The organism is Citrobacter sp. wls708 (genome assembly GCF_005281255.1).
Taxonomy (GTDB): domain Bacteria; phylum Pseudomonadota; class Gammaproteobacteria; order Enterobacterales; family Enterobacteriaceae; genus Citrobacter; species Citrobacter werkmanii.
In genome coordinates this window covers 147,113-163,316 of sequence record NZ_SZXE01000016.1, presented here as the reverse complement: position 1 = coordinate 163,316, position 16,204 = coordinate 147,113, and the positions used below count along the sequence as shown (strand labels likewise).

The following is a 16,204-nucleotide window of genomic DNA, read 5'->3' as shown; positions in this document are numbered from 1 at the left end:
TAGGCCTGAAAGCTACGCGCCATCGGGCAATAGAAGTGCAGGAAACCTCTAAAAACTGCCATATTATTAGACAGTTTTTAAAGGTTCCTTAGCGGACGCAGATGACACGACAGTCCGCAACAAGTGAACCCCGGCACGCACATCGGTGTGCGTGGTAGTATCCACGGCGAAGTAAGCATACAAATGCTTAAGGGATCACGATGCAGAACAGCGCTTTGAAAGCCTGGTTGGACTCTTCTTACCTCTCTGGCTCGAACCAGAGCTGGATAGAACAGCTCTATGAAGACTTCTTAACCGACCCTGACTCGGTAGATGCTAACTGGCGTTCGACGTTCCAGCAGTTACCTGGCACCGGAGTCAAACCGGATCAACTCCACTCAAAAACACGTGATTATTTCCGTCGGCAGGCGTTGATTACCCCACGTTACTCTTCTTCTATTTCCGACCCTGATGCCAATGTGAAGCAGGTTAAAGTCCTGCAGCTCATTAACGCCTACCGTTTCCGCGGTCATCAACATGCGAATCTCGATCCGCTGGGACTGTGGCAGCAAGAGAAAGTGGCCGATCTGGATCCATCTTTCCACGATCTGACCGATGCGGATTTTCAGGAAAGCTTTAACGTAGGTTCTTTTGCCGGCGGCAAAGACACTATGAAGCTGAGCGACCTGGTTGTTGCGCTGAAACAAACCTACTGCGGTCCGATTGGCGCCGAGTATATGCACATCACCAGCACCGAAGAAAAACGCTGGCTTCAGCAGCGCATCGAGTCTGGCCGTGCCGCGTTCAGTAGCGAAGAGAAAAAACGCTTCCTCAGCGAACTGACCGCTGCGGAAGGCCTGGAACGCTATCTGGGCGCGAAGTTCCCGGGCGCGAAACGCTTCTCGCTGGAAGGCGGTGATGCGTTAATCCCGATGCTCAAAGAGATGATCCGCCACGCGGGCAACAGCGGTACGCGTGAAGTGGTGCTGGGCATGGCGCACCGTGGTCGTCTGAACGTACTGGTCAACGTGCTGGGTAAAAAGCCGCAGGACCTGTTCGACGAATTCGCGGGCAAACATAAAGAACACCTCGGCACTGGCGACGTGAAGTACCACATGGGCTTCTCATCGGATATCGAAACCGAAGGCGGTCTGGTACACCTGGCGCTGGCGTTTAATCCGTCGCACCTGGAAATTGTTAGCCCGGTGGTAATCGGTTCCGTCCGTGCGCGTCTGGATCGTCTGGATGAGCCGAGCAGCAATAAAGTCCTGCCTATCACCATTCACGGCGATGCGGCAGTCACCGGGCAGGGCGTGGTTCAGGAAACCCTGAACATGTCGAAAGCGCGTGGTTACGAAGTGGGCGGTACCGTTCGCATCGTTATCAACAACCAGGTGGGCTTCACCACCTCTAACCCGTTGGATGCGCGTTCTACCCCATACTGCACCGACATCGGTAAGATGGTTCAGGCGCCGATTTTCCACGTCAATGCGGATGACCCGGAAGCGGTCGCTTTCGTCACGCGTCTGGCGCTGGACTTCCGTAATACCTTCAAACGCGATGTCTTCATCGATCTGGTGTGCTATCGCCGTCACGGCCACAACGAAGCCGACGAGCCGAGCGCAACCCAGCCGCTGATGTATCAGAAAATCAAAAAGCATCCGACGCCGCGCAAAATCTACGCCGACAAGCTGGAAGCGGACAAAGTCGCCACGCTGGAAGATGCGACCGAAATGGTCAACCTGTATCGCGATGCGCTGGATGCTGGCGAGTGTGTAGTGAAAGAGTGGCGTCCAATGAACATGCACTCCTTCACCTGGTCGCCATATCTCAACCACGAATGGGACGAAAGCTACCCGAACAAAGTTGAGATGAAGCGTCTGCAGGAGCTGGCTAAACGCATCAGCACTGTCCCTGAAGCGGTTGAAATGCAGTCGCGCGTTGCCAAAATTTACGGCGATCGTCAGGCCATGGCCGCAGGCGAGAAGCTGTTCGACTGGGGGGGCGCAGAGAATCTGGCCTACGCCACGCTGGTTGACGAAGGCATTCCGGTTCGTCTGTCGGGTGAAGACTCCGGTCGCGGAACCTTCTTCCACCGTCACGCGGTGATTCATAACCAGGCAAACGGTTCAACCTACACGCCGCTGCAGCATGTGCATAACGGCCAGGGCACGTTCCGCGTATGGGACTCCGTACTGTCTGAAGAAGCAGTGCTGGCGTTTGAATACGGCTATGCCACGGCGGAACCGCGCACGCTGACCATCTGGGAAGCGCAGTTCGGTGACTTCGCCAACGGTGCTCAGGTCGTTATCGACCAGTTCATCTCTTCCGGCGAACAGAAATGGGGTCGTATGTGCGGTCTGGTTATGCTGCTGCCGCACGGCTACGAAGGTCAGGGTCCGGAGCACTCCTCCGCGCGTCTGGAACGTTATCTGCAACTTTGCGCTGAGCAAAACATGCAGGTTTGCGTCCCGTCTACCCCGGCACAGGTGTACCACATGCTGCGTCGTCAGGCGCTGCGCGGTATGCGCCGTCCACTGGTGGTGATGTCGCCGAAGTCGCTGCTGCGCCATCCGCTGGCGGTCTCTACGCTGGATGAACTGGCAAATGGCACCTTCCTGCCGGCCATTGGCGAAGTCGATGAGCTTGATCCGAAAGGCGTGAAGCGTGTCGTGATGTGTTCTGGTAAGGTTTATTACGACCTGCTGGAGCAACGCCGCAAGAATGATCAAAAAGATGTTGCCATTGTGCGCATCGAACAGCTCTATCCGTTCCCGCATAAAGCGGTGCAGGAAGCGCTGAAACCGTTCGCTCACGTACATGATTTTGTCTGGTGCCAGGAAGAGCCGCTCAACCAGGGCGCATGGTACTGCAGTCAGCATCATTTCCGTGAAGTGATTCCATTTGGGTCCGCTCTGCGTTATGCAGGTCGCCCGGCCTCTGCCTCTCCGGCAGTAGGGTATATGTCCGTTCACCAGAAACAGCAACAAGATCTGGTTAATGACGCGCTGAACGTCGATTAAATAAAGGATAAATAATGAGTAGCGTAGATATTCTTGTTCCCGACCTGCCTGAATCCGTAGCGGATGCAACGGTTGCAACCTGGCACAAAAAACCGGGCGATGCAGTACGTCGTGATGAAGTACTGGTAGAAATCGAAACTGACAAAGTGGTACTGGAAGTACCGGCATCAGCGGACGGTATCCTTGATGCGGTTCTGGAAGATGAAGGGACAACCGTCACCTCTCGCCAGATCCTCGGTCGCCTGCGTGAAGGCAACAGCGCGGGTAAAGAAACCAGCGCCAAGTCTGAAGAGAAAGATTCGACTCCGGCACAGCGCCAGCAGGCGTCGCTTACTGAGCAGAACAACGATGCCCTGAGCCCGGCGATCCGTCGCCTGCTCGGTGAACATAACCTCGAAGCCAGCGCCATCAAAGGCACTGGCGTCGGTGGCCGCATTACCCGCGAAGATGTGGAAAAGCATCTGGCCAAAGCGCCGGCAGCAACAGCCGAAGCCAAAGCACCAGCCGCCGCGCCTGCGCCTCAGCCTCAACTGGGTGCGCGTGGCGAAAAACGTGTTCCGATGACTCGTCTGCGCAAACGCGTAGCCGAACGTCTGCTGGAAGCGAAAAACTCCACCGCCATGCTGACGACGTTCAACGAAGTCAACATGAAGCCGATTATGGACCTGCGTAAGCAGTACGGCGACGCGTTCGAGAAACGCCACGGTATCCGTCTGGGCTTTATGTCTTTCTACGTGAAAGCGGTGGTTGAAGCGCTGAAACGCTATCCGGAAGTCAACGCCTCTATCGATGGCGATGACGTGGTGTACCACAACTACTTTGATGTCAGCATGGCGGTCTCCACGCCGCGCGGCCTGGTAACGCCGGTCCTGCGTGATGTGGATCTGCTGGGTATGGCTGACATTGAGAAGAACATTAAAGAGCTGGCAGTAAAAGGTCGCGACGGCAAGTTGACGGTTGAAGATCTGACGGGCGGTAACTTCACCATCACTAATGGCGGTGTGTTCGGTTCCCTGATGTCTACGCCGATTATCAACCCACCGCAGAGCGCCATCCTGGGTATGCATGCCATCAAAGATCGTCCGATGGCGGTAGACGGCAAGGTTGAAATCCTGCCGATGATGTATCTGGCGCTGTCTTACGATCACCGTCTGATCGATGGTCGTGAGTCAGTAGGCTTCCTGGTAACCATTAAAGAGTTGCTGGAAGATCCAACGCGTCTGCTGCTGGACGTGTAACGAAAAAGAGTATCACCTGCCCCGTAGGTCTGGACGCCTTATCAGGCCTACGGGTAAAAGATAACGATTACCTGAAGGATGGACAGAACACATGAACTTACATGAATATCAGGCAAAACAACTTTTTGCCCGCTATGGCTTACCGGCACCGGTGGGTTATGCCTGTAATACTCCGCGTGAAGCTGAAGAAGCCGCATCTAAAATCGGCGCAGGCCCGTGGGTAGTGAAATGTCAGGTTCACGCTGGTGGCCGTGGTAAAGCGGGCGGTGTGAAGGTTGTTAACAGCAAAGAAGACATTCGCGCTTTTGCTGAGCACTGGCTGGGGAAACGTCTGGTGACTTACCAGACAGACGCGAATGGCCAACCGGTAAATCAGATCCTGGTTGAAGCGGCGACCGATATCGGTAAAGAACTTTACCTCGGCGCAGTGGTTGACCGTAGCTCCCGTCGCGTGGTCTTTATGGCCTCTACCGAAGGCGGCGTGGAAATTGAAAAAGTGGCGGAAGAAACCCCACACCTGATCCACAAAGTGGCGCTGGATCCGCTGGCAGGCCCGATGCCTTACCAGGGACGCGAGCTGGCGTTCAAACTGGGTCTGGAAGGTAAACAGGTTCAGCAGTTCACCAAGATCTTCATGGGTCTGGCGACTATCTTCCTGGAGCGCGACCTGGCGCTGATCGAAATCAACCCGCTGGTAGTGACCAAACAGGGCGACCTGATCTGCCTCGACGGCAAACTGGGCGCTGACGGCAACGCGCTGTTCCGCCAGGCTGACCTGCGTGAAATGCGCGACCAGTCTCAGGAAGATCCGCGTGAAGCGCAGGCGGCACAGTGGGAACTGAACTACGTTGCGCTGGACGGCAACATCGGCTGTATGGTTAACGGCGCGGGCCTGGCAATGGGCACCATGGATATCGTTAAACTGCACGGCGGCGAACCGGCTAACTTCCTCGACGTGGGCGGCGGCGCGACCAAAGAGCGCGTGACCGAAGCGTTCAAAATCATCCTCTCCGATGACAATGTAAAAGCCGTACTGGTTAACATCTTCGGCGGTATCGTACGTTGCGACCTGATCGCTGACGGTATCATCGGCGCGGTAGCGGAAGTGGGCGTTAACGTTCCGGTTGTCGTTCGTCTGGAAGGCAACAACGCCGAACTCGGCGCGAAAAAACTGGCTGATAGCGGCCTGAATATTATTGCAGCGAAAAGTCTGACGGATGCAGCTCAGCAGGTTGTTGCCGCAGTGGAGGGGAAATAATGTCAGTTTTAATTAATAAAGATACCAAGGTTATCTGCCAGGGCTTCACCGGTAGCCAGGGGACATTCCACTCCGAACAGGCGATTGCTTACGGTACGCAGATGGTTGGCGGCGTAACGCCAGGCAAAGGCGGCACCACTCACCTGGGTCTGCCGGTGTTTAACACCGTGCGTGAAGCGGTAGAAGCGACCGGCGCAACCGCCACCGTTATCTACGTTCCGGCGCCGTTCTGCAAAGACTCCATCCTGGAAGCAATTGATGCAGGCATCAAACTGATTATCACCATCACCGAAGGTATCCCGACGCTGGATATGCTGACCGTGAAGGTGAAGCTGGACGAAGCGGGCGTGCGCATGATCGGCCCGAACTGCCCAGGCGTGATCACCCCGGGCGAATGCAAAATCGGCATCATGCCGGGTCACATTCACAAGCCGGGTAAAGTGGGTATCGTTTCCCGTTCCGGTACGCTGACCTATGAAGCGGTTAAGCAGACCACCGACTACGGTTTCGGCCAGTCCACCTGTGTCGGTATCGGCGGCGACCCGATTCCAGGCTCTAACTTCATCGACATTCTGAAGCTGTTCCAGGAAGATCCGCAGACTGAAGCGATCGTGATGATCGGTGAGATCGGCGGTAGCGCGGAAGAAGAAGCGGCGGCGTACATTAAAGATCACGTCACCAAGCCGGTTGTCGGCTACATCGCGGGCGTCACCGCGCCGAAAGGAAAACGTATGGGCCACGCCGGTGCGATCATTGCCGGTGGTAAGGGTACCGCGGACGAGAAATTCGCGGCTCTGGAAGCTGCCGGCGTGAAAACCGTTCGCAGCCTGGCCGATATCGGCGAAGCGCTGAAAACCGTTATTAAGTAAGAAGTAAAAAAACAGCCCTGACTATCTGCATGGTCAAGGGCTGGTCCCGTTTCGACATGGTTGGCCATCTGATGATGGCCTTTTTTGTTTTCTGCCGTCTATTCTCTTGCGATTCGATCATAATCATATTCATAAATGAGATTATTTTTTGCGGTCAGCATCATTCTTTCTCTTGATTAAATTCTGCATATTACCGGCTTTAATATCATGAGTGCCGGAGGAGAGCGTGCCGCTGAAAATCCAGAATGACTATTTACACGTTTTTTTCTCGATAGCCGAAGTATTCTCTCGCGCGACCGGGTTAGCCGCGGTCGTGATTGATATTCACGGCAAGGCACTGTCGGATTGTCATAATTTTAATTCGTTCTGCACATTAATGCGGGCGGATGAGCGGTATCGTGTAGGTTGCGAAAAATGCGATAAGCAGTGCGCTTTTGAGGGGCTAAAACAGCTTAAACCCAGAATACTCACCTGTCATGCAGGGTTAAGTTTGTTCTCGATGCCAATAATTAATGAAGGGCATCTTTATGGTTTTATTGTTTGCGGGCAGGTCCGGTCAAAGTATCAGGAATATAAAACTATCGTAATTAATAATAAATTTTCATGGATGGATGACCCAAAAATAAAAGCTGAATGGGGTCAGGTTGCGGTAGTGGATAATAATACGCTGGTGGCATCGGCTAATTTGTTAAGTTTTATTGTTGATAACTATGAGCAAGAGCGACAATCCGATCAGATATTCGCCCCACCGACCCGTTACGTTCGTCATTATTTCACTGAACCTTCTCGTCATGAGAAAAAACTTCTGGCGGCGCTGCGTTATATTGATGAAAATTTGTATGGTGAATTATCCCTGGAATCCGTAGCGGCGCATGTGTGCTTAAGCGCGAACTATTTCAGCCGATTTTTTAAGAAGCGGCAGGGCGTTAATTTTAAAACCTGGGTGAATCAGAAAAAAATGCAAAAAGCGGGGGAGTTGTTGCACGATCCCGTGCACTCAATAGACAGTATTGCCCGGAAACTTCAATACGCGCAAACCAGCTACTTTTGCCGCGTTTTCAGGGCGGCGCATCAAACGTCGCCCCAGTCTTTTCGTCATGCCAGACTTTCGCAGTAAAGATCTTCTGCCATGGTGATGGCTTCCGGTATAAAAGAGAGTCGATCGCTCAGGGTCACCACCTCGCCAATAACAATCAGCGCAGGTGGTGCAATGTTAGCCTCCTGCGCTTTGCTCAGTAATGAACCGAGCGTACAGGTTAGTCGGCGTTGATTCTCTCGGGTGGCGGACATAATTAGCGCTGCGGGTGTATCTGCTGATTTACCGCCCATCAACAGCTCTTCGCAAATAAACGCCAAATTGGCGATTCCCATGACGATAACCAGCGTGCCATTTAGCTTCGCCAGTTGACGCCAGTCCTGCTGCTGGTTGCCTTCCCGCGTATGGCCTGTCACCACGTGAAAACCGGAGGCGAAATCGCGATGCGTCACCGGGATCCCGGCATAGGCCAGGCCGCCGATGGTAGAACTGATACCCGGCACAACTTCAAATGGGATACCCGCTTCAACAAGATCTTCAACTTCTTCGGCCCCACGACCAAACACATAAGGATCGCCCCCTTTCAGGCGTACGATGTTGTTATGTGTTTGGGCATACTGGATCAGTAATGCGTTAATTTCATCCTGGGGAACACAATGAAAGCCGGGATTTTTGCCGACATTGATAAGCAGGCAATCAGGTAATGCCCATTCCAAAATTTTGGGATTGACCAGCCGATCGTAAATAATGACATCAGCCTGCTTAATGCACATCATCGCTTTGAGGGTGAGCAATGAAATATCACCGGGACCTGCTCCAACGAGCCAGACCTTTCCGAAAGTTTTCACATTGTGTCCTTTATCACGTCTAACAAAAAAAGGCAGAAACTACATCAAGGAATGATTAAAAGCAGTCGTTTGCCCGTAAGTTATAACGTGAAATTATCTAAAATTATCGCATGGATAATATTGATTAATCTCGCAAAGTTTTTTCTGCAATAAACAAGTTAACTTGAAAAATTATTAAGAACTTATTGGCACTATTTGCATAGGTTTAACCTTATTTAAATTGTGTTTATTGTTGTGCTTGAGTATTATTGGTTAATATTTATCCGCCATCTGTATGAGTAAATCATGGATTGGATCAATGACATCAATGGATGAAATAAAATATAACTCTCGATGCTTATCTGGGTGTCTTGAATTATTTTTTATAAATTAAACTATTTTTGTACGCTGCATATGGAAGAGGTTATGAGAGGAAAAATACCGAAGACGGAGTTGCTGGTAACTTTTGAAGTTGTTGCGCGTCACGAAAGTTATACCCGGGCTGCTGAAGAGCTGGCTTTAACACAAAGTGCTGTTTTCCGTCAGGTGAATGCACTGGAGGATTTTCTGAATACCTCGCTATTTAATCATGCCAAGAAACGCATTTTTTTAAATGCGGCGGGCAAACATTATTTAAGTATCGTTAAAGAAACGTTAAATAAACTTGAGCGAGATACGACGACGATAATGACCTGGCAGCCGACGGTGCAGGTTATTGAGCTGGCAGTGAATCCGACCTTCAGCACGCATTGGCTGATCCCGAATCTGCGCGAGTTCAACAAACTCAATCCTGATATTATCGTGAATATCCATTCGCTGGCGAATATTGGTGATTTTCTCAATCGGGAGTATGACGCGGCAATCATGCGTGAAGATTTCTACTCGCCATGGTCGGGCGTTGAGTACCTGTTTGAAGAGGAAATTCTGCCGGTCTGCAGCCGCTGCTTGCTGGCTGAGCCGGAGCGGAAACTGGCGGTCGAGGAGTTGCTGAACGAATTCCCGCTTTTACACCAAAGCACGCGTATCAAAGGCTGGCAGGAATGGTTCGCGCTGTCAGACGTCAGCAGCCCGTTGGTCAATAAAGGTCCAAGATTTGATTTGCTGTCGATGCTGATTGCGGCGGTTCGCTCTAATCTGGGCGTGGCATTGCTTCCTCGTTTTGCCATTCAGCACGATCTGGACAGTGGTGATATGGTCATTCCTTGCGATGTCCCGATGCGAACCGGGAACCGTTTCATCATGACGTGGCGTGAAGAGAAAGCGGAATCTGTGCATTTACAGATCTTCCGGGACTGGCTGTTGAATAAATCTGTGGTATCGCCTGCCTGATGGTACCGTGTGCCTTGTCAGGCCTGCAAAGAACGGTAGGCCGGATAAGACGCCAGGGCGTCGTTATCCGGCAAAAGAATGGCTACCAGTCGATTCCCACCTGCGCCTGAATACCGCTGTCAAACGCGTGCTTGACCGGGCGAATTTCGCTGACCGTATCGGCCAGTTCCAGCAACAGTGCGTGGCATCCGCGCCCGGTGACGATAACACTCTGACCGACAGGGCGATTTTCGATGGCGCTGAGAACCTCCTGGGTATCCAGGTAGTGGTAAGCCAGCATGTAAGTCAGTTCATCCAGCACCACCAGATCGTAATGCGCATCAGCCAGCATGCGCTTACTTTCTTGCCAGACTAAAGTGGCCGCGTCGATATCCGCTTGCCGGTTTTGGGTTTCCCAGGTAAATCCGGTGCCCATAATATGGAATTCAACGCCGAGCGGCTGCAGGGTGTTGTACTCGCCATTATCCCACTGACCTTTGATAAACTGCGCGATGCCAACGGTTTTTCCGTGACCAACCGCGCGCGTTGCTGTGCCAAAGGCTGCGGTGGATTTCCCTTTACCGTTACCGGTGAAGACAATCAGGATCCCTTTCTTCTCCGTTGCCGCCGCCACGCGGGTATCAACCTGTTCTTTCAGTTTCTGCTGACGTTGGCGGTGTCTGTCATTATTGGCTCGCGCTTCCATTACGTCTCCTTAATGTCCTGCCGGACAGGTTGCGCAGCGATGTTGCTGCTCAAACTGACTAAAGAAGTTATTACCTTTGTCGTCGACTAACACGAAGGCCGGCATATTTTTAACTTCCATCATCCAGACCGCTTCCATTCCCAGTTCGGGATATTCCAGGCAGTGCAGGCTTTTCACGTACTGTTGGGCAAGCAGGGCCGCGGCGCCGCCGATGCTACCGAGGCTAAATCCACCGTGTTTATGGCAGGCATCAGTGACCTGTTGGCTGCGGTTACCTTTGGTGAGCATAATGAGACTACCGCCTTGTGCCTGGAAAGCATCGACATACCCATCCATGCGCCCGCCAGTGGTGGGACCCATTGAACCACAGGCCTGATTCTCCGGCGTTTTGGCGGGACCTGCGTAATAGACGATATGCTTTTTCATGTATTCCGGCATCGGTTCGCCGTTATCCAGGCGCGCTTTGATGTTAGCGTGGGCAATATCACGGGCGACAACAATTGGACCACTTAACGACAAACGAGTACCGATAGGCAGAGCGGACAGGTCGTGCAGAATCTCGCGTAGCGGGCGGTTGAGATCCAACTGTACGGTTTGGGCGCCATTTTCTACCCGTTGGGAATCAGGAATGAATTTGCCCGGGTTATGCTCCAGTTTCTCCAGCCAGATACCGTGTTTGTTAATTTTAGCCTTAATGTTGCGGTCGGCTGAGCAGGAGAGGGCCATGGCGATAGGGCAGGAACCACCGTGACGCGGCAGGCGAATCACGCGGATATCGTGGGCAAAGTACTTGCCGCCAAACTGCGCGCCGATACCAAACTCACGGCTGGCATTGAGCAACTCGGCTTCCAGGGCCGTATCGCGGAACGCCTGACCCAGTTCGTTCCCGCTGGTGGGCAGGTTGTCGTAATACTTGGTTGAAGCCAGCTTGGCGACTTTCAGCGCCTGGTCGGCCGACAAGCCTCCAACGACGAAAGCGATGTGATACGGCGGGCAGGCGGCTGTGCCCAGTGATTTCATTTTTTCGATCAGAAAGGCGGTGAGCTTTTCCGGTTGCAGAATGGATTTTGTTTCCTGGAACAGCGCCGCTTTATTGGCCGAGCCGCCGCCTTTGTTGACAAACAGGAAGCGGTATTCATTGCCAGGCGTGGCGCTGATATCGATTTGTGCCGGCAGGTTAGTCTGAGTATTGACCTCGGTGTACATATCCAGCGGGGCATTTTGCGAATAACGCAGGTTGTTTTCGGTGAAGGTAGTATACACGCCTTTGCTTAACGCTTCTGCGTCATCGCCGCCGGTCCAGACATGCTGACCTTTGCAGGCCACAATCGTTGCCGTTCCGGTATCCTGACAGTTAGGCAGCACGCCTTTGGCCGAAACTTCAGCGTTGCGCAGCAGTTGCAATGCAACATACTTATCGTTACCGCTGGCCTGTGGATCGTGCAGAATGCTGGCGATCTGTTTCAAATGTCCGGCGCGCAGGAAGAATGAAGCCTCATAAAATGCCTGCTGTGCTAATAAGGTTAACGCTTCAGGCGCAACCTTAATCACTTCCTCTCCGTCTAACTCCGAAACTGTAACGTGCTGATTACTCAGTAATTCATATTCGGTACTATCTTTACCCTGAACAAAGAGTTCCTGCCAGACAAATGGTTTAGACATGTTTACTTCTCACCTCTTCGTGTTGTTTGCCGGATAAGCGAAGCGCTATCCGGCATAGAGTTTTATTTTGCTAAAAAGACATTCGCTTCGGTCGCTTCGGCGACATATTCGATCGTTTTCTGGGCACGAACGCTGTTACCGGCTTCATCCAGCGGTGGGGAATAGACGGCTATCGCATATTCGCCTGGCACAACGGCAACCATCCCACCGCCGACGCCGCTTTTCGCCGGGATGCCTACGGTGTACAGCCACTTACCACTACCGTCGTACAAGCCGGCAATGGCCATTTCAGCCAGTACCTGTGGGACATATTTTTCATTCAGCAATTGCTTACCGTTGAACGGTGATTTGCCTTTGTTTGCGAGTACCGCGCCCATTTTGGCCAGTTGCTCAACGGTGATATCGACGGAGCACTGACGGGTATAAATTTCGACAGCGTCGTCTGTGTTGCCATAAAAGCTGTTATAGGATTCCATCAGCTTCGCCAGCGCCTGGTTGTGCTGGTTGGTTTCCATCTCGGATTTGAAAACCGGCTCGTTCACGGTGAGTGTGGCATCAGCCCAGACGTTCAGGTTGTCGAGGATTTTGTTCCAGCGATCGGTTTTATCTTTGGCTTCGATCAGGCTAACGGTGCTCATCGCCCCGGCGTTTACCAGCGGGTTTTCCGGTGCGCCTTTAGTCAGTTCTACCGCCAAACCAGAATTGAATGGCATGCCGGTGGCATTGGCCCCAAGTTTCTCCAGGACGACCTGAGGGCCATGTTGTTCCATGGCGAGCGCCAGGGTGAAGACTTTACTCAGGGATTCCATTGGGAAGGGTTTGTTAACATCGCCCACCTGATAGATCTTGCCGTCCACCGTGGCAATGGTGATGGCAAAATTTTTCGGGCTGTAGGTCGCCAGGGCAGGGATGTAGTCGGCGACTTTGCCATCGTTGTTACTTTTATATTTCTGATGTGCCTGGTCGATAATCTTTGCGTAATCCGGCGCGGTTTGCGCGAGAGTCGTTGCGCTAAACAAAACGCTGAAGGAAAAAATACTCACGCCGATAAGGGTTTTATTCATGGTGTAATCCTGTTGGTGTGTTCATCATCTTGCCGGATAAGCGCGAGCGCCATCCGGCAATCGCGTGCTATCAGGACATCGCAACTTCTGACGGTTCGGTCGCCGGACGTTCTTGTTCCGGTGTCTTCACTGGCGCAGTTCCGCGACAGCCCTGGCCGAAGTGTTCACCTTCCCAACGACCTACAATGGCAGCGCCCATGGCGTTACTCATGACGTTGGTAGCGGAACGACCCATATCGAGGAATGGATCCACACCCATTAGCAGGATCAGACCGGCTTCCGGAATGTTGAACTGGTTCAGGGTAGCGGCGATAACAACCATTGATGCACGCGGTACGCCCGCCATCCCTTTCGAGGTCAGCATCAGGATCAACAGCATGGTGATTTGCTCGCCCATGCTTAGTTCGATATTGCACGCCTGAGCAATAAATACGGTGGCAAAGGAGCAGTACGCCATCGAGCCGACCAGGTTAAAGGAGTAACCGATAGGCAGAACGAAACTGGCGATTTTTGAGGAAACGCCGAATTTTTCCAGTTTGTCCAGCGTGCCTGGGAAGGCGGCTTCAGAGCTGGAGGTGGTGAAGGCCAACAGTGCTGGTTCGAGGATTGATTTCGTTAAGCGCGCGATGCAAGGCCCTACGATCATGGTGGACAGACCGATCAGGATCGCCCACAGCATACCCAGCGTAAGGTAGAACTCACCCATAAAGATCCCGGCGCTGACCATTACTCCCAGACCACGTTCGGCAATCAGACCCGAGATAGCGGCAAACACGGTCAGTGGCGCAAACAGCATGACGTAGCCCGTCAGCTTCAGCATTACGTGCACCAGTGAGTCCAGAACCTTCACGATCGGCTCGGCTTTTTCACCAATCGCAGCCAGGCTGCAACCGAGGAAAATTGAGAAGACGACGATCTGCAGAATTTCGTTACGTGCCATCGCATCAACAATACTGGTTGGTACCGCGTGCGAGATAAATACTTTCAGCGTGAACGGTTCAGATTTAACGGCGGCAACGGCCCCGGCGTCATGCGGAACAAAGTTGATGCCAGCGCCTGGCTGGAAAATATTAACGATAACCAGGCCCAGCGCGATTGACAGCAGTGAGGCGCAAATAAACAGGAAGAAGGTTTTCGAAAATATACGTCCCAGCGTTTTGGCATCGCCCATTTTGGCAATACCCACAACCAGAGTTGAAATAACCAATGGCGCGATAATCATTTTCACCATGCGTAAAAATATGGTGGTAAAAATGGAAATATCTGCTGCATAAGATTTTGCCGTTTCAGCCGCGACCATATTATTTATGGCCACCCCGGCAATCATGCCGAGTATCAGACCTAATATGATCATCTTCGTTAAACTTATTTTCTTCATGTGTACTCCATCGGATAAAGGTTGGTAATTGGAATTGTGTAGGGCGGCGCGCGCCTGAACCTGGACAGCAGTTCAGACGCACGCCTGTTGTGACCAACCGCATGAATAATTCGAAGCACTGTGATACAGCTGAATTCTGTGCTCCAATGGCTGTTATTGTGTTTTTTACTACAGGTCGAACTCAATACTTAATAATGGCGCGTGTTGCTGCGCACCATAAACATCATTGTCACCAATGTTGCCGGAGATAATATCGCGCGGCATGACAATTTTTACGGCATTCGCCGGGTCAAACCAGACAATATTATGAATAAAGTCAGGTTTGACATTATACAAACCAGCAATAAGTTGTGGCGTTAATTGTTCTGAACGCTTCACTCGCTGATAATCTTCACGGGTTTTAAATAAAATATCTAAAACCAGTTCGTACGGCCCGGCGTTTTTGGAACGAATGACTTGCGCCAGCGAACAAATTGAGTGTTTCATGCCTGAACTCCTTCTGGCGTCACCTGTTCAATATGGAAATCAAAACGCAGCGCATCGCTCGCTTCAATCAGGTGATAGATCGAGAACTCATACACCGGTCCACTCTGAATATCGGATGGCGAGAACGGGAAGGCGAGGTTGCCCGCGGTCGCAATGCGATTTTCATAACCGTAGTGCAGCAGGGTAGAGCGCACCAGCGAGCAAACGCTGTTGGCGATATCCTGCGTCGGCGCGACGACGTCCAGCAAAATCCCCAGTTCATGACCGGCGGTTTTCATCGGCTCATGGTTGCCCATCACACCGTTCTTACCGTACAGGTGGAACGTCATACGGATACTGTCGTCATTCAGCGAGAGGTTACGCTTAACGCTGGCCTGTACCTCTTCGAGAATAGTGTCAATTCCGGCAATCATGATCGGGTCGCGCGTTCCGGCGATGGTCAGGCAGCGGAAGCCAACCTGACGTGCGCCTTCCAGTTTCAACGCATACGGCGTTTCTTCATGACGTGAACCGCTGACATACACTTCGCCCTCGTTAACCTGGGTGAAGGTGCACGCTTTCAGGTTCAGCACGCCGCCTGGCCCCGGCAGGAAGTACGGATCGGACTTCTCATACAGGGTGTGCGCCGCCGCGGAAGTTTCAGTGAACTTACGCTTGGGATTGAACGCTTTCAGCGTAAAGCCGTTGTCGTCAATGATCCCCATCGCACAATCTGAGCCAGAGCCAGGGGTGGCGGCAATGGCGGCACACTCAAGGATCTTACCGCAATGAAGCGCCAGACCTTCATCAAAGCCCTGCATAATCGGCAGCGCGGCGAAGCAGGCCGGATCGTAGGCTCGTCCGCCCAGTACCACCTGCGCACCGGCTTGCAGCGCGCGCTGGAATGGCTCGACGCCCATCTGCGCGACAATGTAGGTGCTGTCTTCAATTGCCTCGTGAGTCAGTTCAGGCACAAAATCGAGCGCGGTGATTTTGCCGTTATCCAGCGCCTGATGAACGATTTCTTTGTCAACATCAGACGGGATGAGCGCCATGGAGAAGGACAGTTTTTCTTCCTGGGCAATCTCATGGATTATCTGGCGACACCACTCCAGATGCGGAGCGGCGCCTGAACCACCGGCCGTGCCAATCACTACCGGGATGTTGTTCTTAACGCCTGCCACGATCATATAGCGCAGATCGCGTTTCACTCCGGCCCTGTCGGTAAAAGGTTTACCCGCCCCCAGGTAGTGAGGGCCAGGATCGGAGGAACCTGCGTCAACAGCAATAAGATCCGGTGACTCTTCCATGGCTTTACGAAAACTCTCTTCCGGGAAGCCATAACCCAGGATAGCCGTAGGCGATAAGATCTTAAATGTGCGTGCCATCTC

At 52.5% G+C, this 16,204-nt stretch carries 13 protein-coding genes; 6 read left to right on the top strand and 7 right to left on the bottom strand.

Annotated elements, in window-relative coordinates:
- The first annotated feature begins 200 nt into the window (after positions 1-200).
- The 5 genes from sucA to FDW97_RS10465 all read left to right on the top strand — a co-directional run bounded on the left by sucA (position 201) and on the right by FDW97_RS10465 (position 7,484).
- Positions 201-3,002 carry a 2-oxoglutarate dehydrogenase E1 component gene (sucA, locus tag FDW97_RS10485; protein WP_038638891.1) on the top strand — a complete coding sequence of 934 codons (2,802 nt, stop codon included), beginning with the start codon at positions 201-203 and terminating at the stop codon, positions 3,000-3,002.
- Positions 3,003-3,016: 14 nt separating this feature from the next.
- A complete protein-coding gene (gene odhB, locus FDW97_RS10480; protein WP_038638894.1) occupies positions 3,017-4,240 on the top strand; it encodes a 2-oxoglutarate dehydrogenase complex dihydrolipoyllysine-residue succinyltransferase in 1,224 nt (407 codons plus the stop codon).
- A gap of 91 nt (positions 4,241-4,331) precedes the next feature.
- On the top strand, positions 4,332-5,498 hold the full coding sequence (gene sucC, locus FDW97_RS10475) for an ADP-forming succinate--CoA ligase subunit beta (protein WP_038638897.1): 1,167 nt from the start codon (positions 4,332-4,334) through the stop codon (positions 5,496-5,498).
- Positions 5,498-6,367 carry a succinate--CoA ligase subunit alpha gene (sucD, locus tag FDW97_RS10470; RefSeq protein ID WP_003022929.1) on the top strand — a complete coding sequence of 290 codons (870 nt, stop codon included), beginning with the start codon at positions 5,498-5,500 and terminating at the stop codon, positions 6,365-6,367. Before sucC ends, sucD begins: the two co-directional genes overlap by 1 nt.
- Before the next feature lie 226 nt (positions 6,368-6,593).
- Positions 6,594-7,484 (top strand): PocR ligand-binding domain-containing protein, encoded by an 891-nt coding sequence (locus FDW97_RS10465; RefSeq protein WP_137351013.1) that lies wholly within the window; start codon positions 6,594-6,596, stop codon positions 7,482-7,484.
- Here FDW97_RS10465 and cobA read toward each other — a convergent pair.
- A complete protein-coding gene (cobA, locus tag FDW97_RS10460; protein ID WP_137351012.1) occupies positions 7,463-8,251 on the bottom strand; it encodes a uroporphyrinogen-III C-methyltransferase in 789 nt (262 codons plus the stop codon). The two genes, FDW97_RS10465 and cobA, sit on opposite strands and share 22 nt — an antisense overlap.
- Before the next feature lie 405 nt (positions 8,252-8,656).
- Between cobA and FDW97_RS10455 the strand changes: the two genes are divergently transcribed.
- Positions 8,657-9,559: a LysR family transcriptional regulator gene (locus tag FDW97_RS10455; protein WP_038638907.1), complete on the top strand. Its 903-nt coding sequence runs from the start codon at positions 8,657-8,659 to the stop codon at positions 9,557-9,559.
- Between the two features lie 82 nt (positions 9,560-9,641).
- On the opposite strand, the gene cobO is transcribed toward FDW97_RS10455, so the two are convergent.
- The 6 genes from cobO to FDW97_RS10425 form a co-directional block, all read right to left on the bottom strand.
- Entirely contained in the window at positions 9,642-10,244 is a 603-nt protein-coding gene (cobO, locus tag FDW97_RS10450; RefSeq protein WP_137351011.1) for a cob(I)yrinic acid a,c-diamide adenosyltransferase, read from the bottom strand.
- A gap of 9 nt (positions 10,245-10,253) precedes the next feature.
- The gene (locus FDW97_RS10445; RefSeq protein ID WP_061381689.1) at positions 10,254-11,906 is read right to left on the bottom strand and encodes a class I fumarate hydratase; all 1,653 of its coding nucleotides are present in this window, start codon (positions 11,904-11,906) and stop codon (positions 10,254-10,256) included.
- Between the two features lie 62 nt (positions 11,907-11,968).
- The gene (glsA, locus tag FDW97_RS10440) at positions 11,969-12,970 is read right to left on the bottom strand and encodes a glutaminase A (protein WP_085047488.1); all 1,002 of its coding nucleotides are present in this window, start codon (positions 12,968-12,970) and stop codon (positions 11,969-11,971) included.
- Positions 12,971-13,040: 70 nt separating this feature from the next.
- The gene (locus FDW97_RS10435) at positions 13,041-14,348 is read right to left on the bottom strand and encodes a dicarboxylate/amino acid:cation symporter (protein ID WP_038638921.1); all 1,308 of its coding nucleotides are present in this window, start codon (positions 14,346-14,348) and stop codon (positions 13,041-13,043) included.
- Between the two features lie 168 nt (positions 14,349-14,516).
- The gene (locus FDW97_RS10430; protein WP_006685446.1) at positions 14,517-14,834 is read right to left on the bottom strand and encodes a DUF4387 domain-containing protein; all 318 of its coding nucleotides are present in this window, start codon (positions 14,832-14,834) and stop codon (positions 14,517-14,519) included.
- Positions 14,831-16,201, bottom strand: coding sequence for an acyclic terpene utilization AtuA family protein (locus tag FDW97_RS10425; protein ID WP_038638923.1), 1,371 nt, complete (start codon positions 16,199-16,201; stop codon positions 14,831-14,833). The genes FDW97_RS10430 and FDW97_RS10425 overlap by 4 nt, the downstream gene beginning before the upstream one ends.
- Positions 16,202-16,204 lie beyond the last annotated feature (3 nt).

Excerpts from the sequence above, each read along its gene's own strand:
- sucA (WP_038638891.1), top strand. The coding sequence starts at position 201 with ATGCAGAACAGCGCTTTGAAAGCCTGGTTGGACTCTTCTTACCTCTCT.
- odhB (WP_038638894.1), top strand. The coding sequence starts at position 3,017 with ATGAGTAGCGTAGATATTCTTGTTCCCGACCTGCCTGAATCCGTAGCG.
- sucC (WP_038638897.1), top strand. The coding sequence starts at position 4,332 with ATGAACTTACATGAATATCAGGCAAAACAACTTTTTGCCCGCTATGGC.
- sucD (WP_003022929.1), top strand. The coding sequence starts at position 5,498 with ATGTCAGTTTTAATTAATAAAGATACCAAGGTTATCTGCCAGGGCTTC.
- FDW97_RS10455 (WP_038638907.1), top strand. The coding sequence starts at position 8,657 with ATGAGAGGAAAAATACCGAAGACGGAGTTGCTGGTAACTTTTGAAGTT.
- cobO (WP_137351011.1), bottom strand. The coding sequence starts at position 10,244 with ATGGAAGCGCGAGCCAATAATGACAGACACCGCCAACGTCAGCAGAAA.
- FDW97_RS10445 (WP_061381689.1), bottom strand. The coding sequence starts at position 11,906 with ATGTCTAAACCATTTGTCTGGCAGGAACTCTTTGTTCAGGGTAAAGAT.
- glsA (WP_085047488.1), bottom strand. The coding sequence starts at position 12,970 with ATGAATAAAACCCTTATCGGCGTGAGTATTTTTTCCTTCAGCGTTTTG.
- FDW97_RS10435 (WP_038638921.1), bottom strand. The coding sequence starts at position 14,348 with ATGAAGAAAATAAGTTTAACGAAGATGATCATATTAGGTCTGATACTC.
- FDW97_RS10430 (WP_006685446.1), bottom strand. The coding sequence starts at position 14,834 with ATGAAACACTCAATTTGTTCGCTGGCGCAAGTCATTCGTTCCAAAAAC.
- FDW97_RS10425 (WP_038638923.1), bottom strand. The coding sequence starts at position 16,201 with ATGGCACGCACATTTAAGATCTTATCGCCTACGGCTATCCTGGGTTAT.